This is a genomic window from Nonomuraea cypriaca, from assembly GCF_015645445.1.
Classification (GTDB): Bacteria; Actinomycetota; Actinomycetes; order Streptosporangiales; family Streptosporangiaceae; genus Nonomuraea; species Nonomuraea cypriaca.
Genome location: NZ_JADOGI010000373.1, coordinates 1 through 7,027 on the forward strand (window position 1 = coordinate 1; position 7,027 = coordinate 7,027).

The 7,027-nt window shown below is 71.6% G+C and carries 7 protein-coding genes and 1 pseudogene; 3 read left to right on the plus strand and 5 right to left on the minus strand.

The genetic code is table 11. The features are described from left to right. Nucleotides 1-264 precede the first annotated feature (264 nt). The 3 genes from ITP53_RS52845 (at nt 265) to ITP53_RS52855 (ending at nt 3,725) form a co-directional block, all read left to right on the plus strand. Nucleotides 265-681: a hypothetical protein gene (locus tag ITP53_RS52845; RefSeq protein ID WP_195903047.1), complete on the plus strand. Its 417-nt coding sequence runs from the start codon at nt 265-267 to the stop codon at nt 679-681. 103 nt (nt 682-784) lie between these two features. Further along, complete coding sequence (locus ITP53_RS60840) at nt 785-3,082, plus strand: protein kinase domain-containing protein (protein WP_195903048.1); 2,298 nt, start codon at nt 785-787, stop codon at nt 3,080-3,082. Between the two features lie 361 nt (nt 3,083-3,443). Further along, entirely contained in the window at nt 3,444-3,725 is a 282-nt protein-coding gene (locus ITP53_RS52855) for a DUF6203 family protein (protein WP_195903049.1), read from the plus strand. On the opposite strand, the gene ITP53_RS52860 is transcribed toward ITP53_RS52855, so the two are convergent. From ITP53_RS52860 to ITP53_RS52880, 5 genes and pseudogenes are all read right to left on the minus strand, one after another. Next, entirely contained in the window at nt 3,722-4,243 is a 522-nt protein-coding gene (locus ITP53_RS52860) for a TetR/AcrR family transcriptional regulator (protein WP_195903050.1), read from the minus strand. The genes ITP53_RS52855 and ITP53_RS52860 overlap by 4 nt on opposite strands. Before the next feature lie 232 nt (nt 4,244-4,475). Further along, on the minus strand, nt 4,476-4,811 hold the full coding sequence (locus ITP53_RS52865; protein WP_195903051.1) for a hypothetical protein: 336 nt from the start codon (nt 4,809-4,811) through the stop codon (nt 4,476-4,478). A 16-nt stretch (nt 4,812-4,827) separates the two neighbouring features. After that, nucleotides 4,828-5,133 carry a hypothetical protein gene (locus ITP53_RS52870; RefSeq protein ID WP_195903052.1) on the minus strand — a complete coding sequence of 102 codons (306 nt, stop codon included), beginning with the start codon at nt 5,131-5,133 and terminating at the stop codon, nt 4,828-4,830. 158 nt (nt 5,134-5,291) lie between these two features. Further along, the gene (locus ITP53_RS52875; protein WP_195903053.1) at nt 5,292-6,020 is read right to left on the minus strand and encodes a dienelactone hydrolase family protein; all 729 of its coding nucleotides are present in this window, start codon (nt 6,018-6,020) and stop codon (nt 5,292-5,294) included. A gap of 322 nt (nt 6,021-6,342) precedes the next feature. After that, a pseudogene (locus ITP53_RS52880) lies at nt 6,343-7,027 on the minus strand (hypothetical protein); the annotation flags it as partial.

Genomic DNA, 7,027 nt, shown 5'->3' on the forward strand with positions numbered 1-7,027 from the left:
GCCCCCGTCTCAGGCTCAGCCTCCGCCCCAGCGCCATCCCCGGCCTCTGCCTCGGCTCCAGCTTCGGACCCGGCTCCAGCTTCGGACTCGGCCCCGGCTTCGGCACAGGTTCCGGTTTGGGGGTCGGCTTTTGGCCAGGGGTCTGGGTCCGCTCTTGGCCGGGCTTCCGGCTCCAGTGCGGGGTCCGGGCTTATCACCGATCCGGATCCGACGGCGAGTTTTCCGGCCGTCCGACGGCAGGGGCATGGTGACACGCCGGTCCCGGTGAAGGCGGGCCGGTGGCGGGTGCGGGCCTGGCACGTGGTCGTGGCGGTGGCCGTGGTGGTCGTGGCGGTGGCCGGGTTCGCGTTCTGGGCGCGCGGTGCGCAGGGGCCGGGGCTGGAGGGTACGTGGACGGGCTCGGCCGAGCACTTCACCGCGAAGCGGATTTTCCCCATCGAGGTACGGTTCAAGTCAGGCGGCGGGGCCATGCGATGGGGGGCGGATCTACGCTGCTCCGGGCGGCTCGGGTCGACGCCGAGCGTGATGGAGTTCGTGCTCGTACAGGTCGTTGGTGAGGAGTGCTATCCGGGTTCGTTGCAGATGTTCCCGACATCCGATGCGAACCAGATGGCCATCGAGGTGACACGTGAAGGTGAGGACGAGGTCACGTATTCGGGCAAGGTCGCTCGTACCTCCTGACCGGCAGTGTTACGGTCAGGCAGCGATTGGCCTGAGCACCGTTGACTGAACGCGGCCCGTTGCCTTCAGTAGAAAACAGGAAAGGCGGCGAGGGGAGGCGCCCGTGCCAACGGCGCAGCCGCTCAGAACGGGGGATCCGCATCGACTCGGTGAGTACGAGCTTTCCGGGCGCCTGGGTGAAGGCGGGCAAGGCGCGGTGTTCCTCGGTTCGAGGGGCGGAGAGACATTTGCGGTCAAGCTCCTGCATGGGCCCGTGGGGGACGAACGGGCGGCGTTCCTGCGGGAAGTGGAGCTGGCCAAACATGTGGCGAGGTTCTGTACGGCCCAGGTGATCGATGCCGGGTTCGACGAGGGCCGCCCGTACATCGTGAGCGAATACGTCGACGGCCCCTCCCTGCAGCGGGAGGTCGCGCTCACCGGGCCGAGGCGGGGCGGCACGCTGGAACGGCTCGCGGTCGGCACCGCCACCGCGCTGACGGCGATCCACCGCGCGGGGATCGTGCACAGGGACTTCAAGCCCCAGAACGTGCTCCTCGGCTCCGACGGGCCACGCGTGATCGACTTCGGGTTGGCCAGGGCGCTGGATGCGGCCGCCACGGTGAGCGGGCGGGGAGTGGGCACGCCCGCGTACATGGCGCCCGAGCAGATCACGGCCTCGGCGGTCACGGGGGCGGCGGACGTGTTCTCGTGGGGCGCCACGATGTGCTTCGCGGCCAACGCCACGGCGCCGTTCGGGCAGGACTCGGTGGCGCCGGTGCTGCACCGGATCCTGACCGCGCCGCCCGAGCTGGGCCGTCTGGACGGGCGGCTGCGGACGCTGGTGGAGGCGTGCCTGGACAAGGATGTGCGGAACCGGCCCAGTAGCAGGGAGTTGCTGTTCGAGCTGCTGGGGGAGCAGGGTGAGGTGCCTGGCGAGGTGCTCAGCTCGCCCCCGGCGCACATCCTGCGGGTCCCGCCGATCCTGGTCGCCGAGCCCCGCTCGCCGATCGCCGAACCCGAGTCGACGGGGATGCCGGGCGCGTACGTACTGCCTGGGTCCCAGCCGTCGACGAGCGATGGGTCGGCAAGCGGCGATGGGTCGGCAAGCGTAGGTGGGCCGGCAAGCGGCGGGCCGGCAACGGGCGGCGGGCCGGTGTCCGGCGAGTCGGCAAGCGGTGGCGGGCCGGCAAGCGGCGAGTCGGTTAGCGGCGGTGGGTCGGCAAGTGGTGGGTCGGTGCTCGGTGCGGGTGGTGACGGTCACCCGTCCGAACCCGGCTGGACGGGCGGCTCGGCCGCTCCTGTCCGGTTGGGGTCCGGGCCGGACGCAGGCTGGTTCGGCGCCGGGTCCGACGCGGGCCGGTTCGGGTCCGAAGACGGTCGGATGGGTGCTGGGTCTGATGACGGTCGGATGGGTGCGGCGGGCGGTCATTCTTCGGGGGACAGCGGTCCTGCGCCGGGTGCGGGAGGCGACCGGGGGGCGGGCCCGGACTCGCCGGAGCCGCGGGAGCGGTCGCGGAAGCGCTGGCCAGGGGCGGCGATCGCGGTCTGCGCGGCCCTGCTGGTGACCGCGGCCGTCCTGCTCACCGTGCTCGTTCCCATCTTGAACAGGAACGAGCCGGCGTCGCGGGCCGCCGGGCAGTCGGCCACACCGCCCGTACGGTCAGAGCCCCCGCAGACCGAACCCCAGGAGCAGAAGCCCTCCCCGACCAAGGCCGAGGAGACGCGGGAAGAGCGCGAACCCACCACCGATCCCCCGGTCGTCCAGCCGGTCACGGTCCCGGTCCCGGCACTGGAAGGCATGGACAGGGCGGCGGCGATCAAGGCGATCAAGCGGGCCGGGCTGGCGGCGGGGACCGTCAGCCGGCTCGACTCGCCGCAGGAGGTGGGCCAGGTGCTCAGCAGCAGCCCCGCCTCGGGCACGGCCGTGGCCAAGGGCAGCACGGTCTCACTCCAGGTGTCGGCGGGAGTGGCCGTGCCGTCGGTCACGGGCATGCAGCGCCAGGCCGCGGAGGCCGCCGTGACCGGCGCGGGCCTCACGGTCGGCGAGGTCACCCGATCGTGCGCGGACCAGCCCGCCGGTGAGGTGCTCTCCACCCAGCCGAAGGCGGGCAGCCGGGTTACGGGCGGCTCCCCGGTGGCCCTGACCGTGGCACGCAACGGCGCCACGGTGCCGTCGGTCGTCGACCGGCCCACGCAGGAGGGACGGGCGGCCCTGACCGAGGCCGGCTTCACGGTACGGTCCCGCGGCCAGGTCGTGGCGGACGAGTCGCGGGTGGGCACGATCCTCAGCCAGAGCATCCAGCCGGGCAACTGTGCCAAGCCGGGCGCCACGATCGTGATCGTGGTCGGCCTCGAAGGACAGCAGGGCCCGGACCCAGGCGAGCCCTCGGGCACCCCGACCAGCGCGATCGCGGGCCACTGACCACCCCCCACACCCTTACGACGCCCGCCCCACCCGCCGAAAGCGGTACGGATCTCATGCGGCATGTGCCCCCGTACGCCGGGGGTGGGAGCCCATGCGGCGTGTGTCCCCGTACGCCGTGGATGGGAGCCCATGCGGCGTGTGTCCCCGTACGCCGGGGGTGGGAGCCCATGCGGCGTGTGCCCCCGCACGCCGGGGGCGGGAGCCCATGTGGTGTGTGCCCCTGTCTGCCGAGGGCTGGTAAGGAAGCGTGTGCCCTGCCTTCGTGGGGCGTGGGCATCTGTGTGGCGTATGCCCTGCCTTCCGAAGGGGTGGGAATCTCCATGCGGGCGTGCCGTGCCTGTCGGGGGTGGGGGGTCTCATGCCAGGCGTTCCGGGGCGTTCCGGGGCGTTCCAGGGCGTGCCGGGCGTGTCGTGGGGCAGTGGGGAGGTCATGAAGAAATTCATCAAGCTCCTGATCGCGCGCCGGCTCGCCGCCACCCCGATCGGTCTGATCGTTCTCGGCCTGGGCTTGCTTCTCGGCCGGCGGCGCAGACAGCGACGCGACCAGCACCCCGGCGAGCGGAGCGGGCGGCACTACCGGCCTGTGGGGCACAACCGGCCCACGCGGCGCAACCGGCCCGCACGGCCGTCCAGGGTCTAGAACCCTCGTACGCATTCCAGCAGAGCGGCGTGGACCTGCTCCTCAGGCAGGTCCATCGTCTTCACCACGCCCCACTGCAGCGCCCCGAGCAGCGCCCAGCACCTGATCCTGGTCTCGGGGGCGGGATCCGCGCCGGCCAGCTTGGCGAAGATCTCGTCCCTGAACGTCCTGATCGCCGCCCGCTCCGAGTCGGGTGAGACGACGTCGTCGGCCGCCAGGTCCTCCATGAACAGCCGGATCACCGAGCGGTAGCGCACCGCGAACCCCGCCAGGGCCGCGACGAAGTCCTGCCTGCTCGCGTAGTCCGCGTCGAGGAGCGCGAGCATGTCGCCCGCCGCCGGGGAGAGCAACTCCGCGGCCAGGCGGTCCTTCGGGTGGAAGTGGTAGGCGACGGCGGTCTTGGTCAGGCCGACGGCGGCGGCGATGTCGGCCAGGGACGTGGCCGCGTAGCCGCGCTCGGCGAACAGCTCCCTCGCGGCCGCCAGGATCCTGGTACGGGTGTCGTCGGCTGTGGTCATCGTCTCATTTCCCTGCAGGAGACGGCCTTCCGGATATCTCCCGCCTTATCGTATGTCCTGTACGACCGTACAGGACGGGTGTCGAGTGGGAGCTGAGCGATGACGCGGTTACTGGACCGGCTCCTGCCGAACCTGTCCGTGGAGGGCCCACGAGGAGGACGACCCCGCGCCCCGGCCGGCCGAGCCGGTCATGCTGGGCGTCGCCGGACCATGACGGCCCGGCGCGCCATGGTCAACCGATCTGCGTGCAGTCCTTCAGCAGGACCTCGGCGGGAAGACTGGCCCGGCCGCCACCGGTGCACTTGATCCTGAGCGTGGTCTGGCGGGTCTGACCGATGGCCTGGCCGGTGAAGTCACCGTTGGTCACCGCGCCAGGCGTGGCCTGGCAGCCGCCGAACAGCACGGTGACGCCTGGGTCGCCGCGTACGGTGTCGCAGGTGTAGACGGGGACGGGGGCCGCCTGGGCGGCGAGCGGGGAGAGCGCGGCGGTGGCCGCCTGGGCGGTGAGCGGGGGTAGCGCGGCGGTGGCCAGGGCGACGGCGGCCGCGGCGGGGAAGAGACGGATCACTGAGACCTCCACGGGGTTAGTCGGGGTCGCCGAGGTTGCAGGCCGGCACCCAGCCGACGACGCCTGTGGTCACGTTGCGTCCGTGGTGCCACAGGGTGCTCTCGAAGTTGTCGCACCTGTAGAGCCCGTGCTCCTCGGACCGGTTGGACTCGAACCCCTGGCCGGAGTAGCCGAGACCCCTGCGGGTGGATCCGGCCCTGGGTTCGCTCCAGATGACCACGCCTTGGGCGCCGAAGTCGTACAGGCGTCTGGCGTCGGCTGCCTGGGCGTGGACCAGTCCGCTCATGGCCAGGGCCGTGAGCAGGCCGGCCATGCCTGCCATGCTTTCTCGTCTGACGTGCACCGGGGGTGCCTCCCTCTGTCGTGTGGCGAGCGTTTCGTCGCTCACAGTAAGAGGTCGGATACGGAAAGTTCCAATGGTTTTCCGCGGCACCCCCTGATCCAGGGTCGTGCCGACCATGGATCAGGGTGGAGGGAGGGCTACTTCGGCTGGGCGTGGCGTTCTGTGAAGGACAGGATGCGGCGCCAGGCGTCCTGGCACGCATCCGCCCACTCGCCGTACGAGCGGTCGAAGAAGGAGTGCGGCGCGCCCTCGTAGATGTACGTCTCGTGCTCGGTGCCGACCCGGTCGAGCGCGGCCGTGTACGCGTCGAAGTCCTCCGGCGTGGACACCGTGTCAGCCCCGCCCCTCAGCAGGAGGAGCGGCGCTCCTGGGCCTGACTTCGGCTCGTCGATGAAGCGGAGGGCGCCGTAGAAGCCGATGCCGCCGGCCAGTCCGTTGCCCTCGGCGGCCTGCCGCCACGACTGGCCGCCGCCCATGCAGAAGCCGACCGTGAAGACGGGGCCGTCCAGCGTCTCGGTGGCCGCCTTCGCGTCGGCTCTGACCTGGTCGTTCGTCAGCTGGTTGACGTGCGTCATGAAGTCGAAGTCGTCGCCGCGGTCGCTGAGACCCGCCGTACGGCCGAAGTAGTCGATCGCGATCGTACGGAAGCCCGCCTCGGCGAAGCGCACGGCGAGGTCCCGGTAGAACGGATGCAGGCCGCGTACGTCGGGCAGGATCACCACGGAGCGCCCGTTCGGCTCGGCGGGCTCGGCCCGGTACGCCAGGAACCGGTTGCCGTCTGCCGAGGTCAGCTCTATTTGCTCGTGAGAGGCCACCTCGCCCTGGATGGGCGGAGCGGGTGGCCTGCTGTCGGTGGAATGGCACATGATCCCAACATGCCCAAGTCGTCCCGACCTATCCAGCTACTTCGAGTAGCGGCTTCGGCGTGTTCGCGTACGGCTGATCGCGAACGCCACCCGCAGGTCTAATACGGCGGGGCGGCGCGGAACGCCTCGATCAGGTGGGCCCGCACCCGGGCCACGGCCGGTCTGGCCAGGGCGCCGGACTGGCAGCCTCGCGTGGTCGTCGACGGCCGCCTCGCCACCGGCCAGAACCCGGCCAGCGCCGGCCCCCTCGCCTCGCGCGTCGTCGACCTCCTCGCCGGCCGAGAGGACGATCAGCGCTTGTACGCCACGGGTCGGGCATTGATCATCGAGGAGTACCTCTTTCGTGGAAGGGACTCCGCATGGCATCGGCCCCGTCGGCCCCCTCGGCCTCGTCAGGCTCGTCGAGCCCGCCGGGTTCGACGGAAGGGGTCGCGAGCGGGTGCGTCGAGGGGCTGGCGAGCGGCAGGTCCGAGGGTTGGCCGGAGGAGCGTGCGAGGGGGGCGGACGTGGAGTGCGACGGCGTGGGCGTACCGAAGGCCGAGGTGGTCTGTTCCTGCGTCGGGGTGGGCGTGGCCGAGTGGCTCGGCTGGGGCGTCGTGGGGCAGGCGGGCCCGTCCACGCCCACCTCTCTCACCTGCGGCCCGTTGCCCGCCGCCGGCTCGGTCATGACCAGGATCCCGAAATATGCTCTCTTGTCGCACGCGACGGTTCCGGGATCGTTCGTGATGGCGCTGGTGTAGGAGGTGTCGCCGCTCAGGGTGCGGGTCTCCCGCCGTACCTGCCTGGCCGCCCCGTCCTCGCCCTCACGCCGCGTGTACGTGATCCGCAACCGCACCGGGCCCGTACCGTCGGCTGAGACCCTGATCGCGCCGGACGTACCGCTCCACTGGAGGATGCCGGCCGCCTGGACGGCGGGACGCGGCACGGAATCGCCGCCCTGCCGGGTGGCAGTGGGATCGGGCCGCGGCGGCGAACTGGTGGGAGGTCTCGAGGCGGTGGGAGGGGGC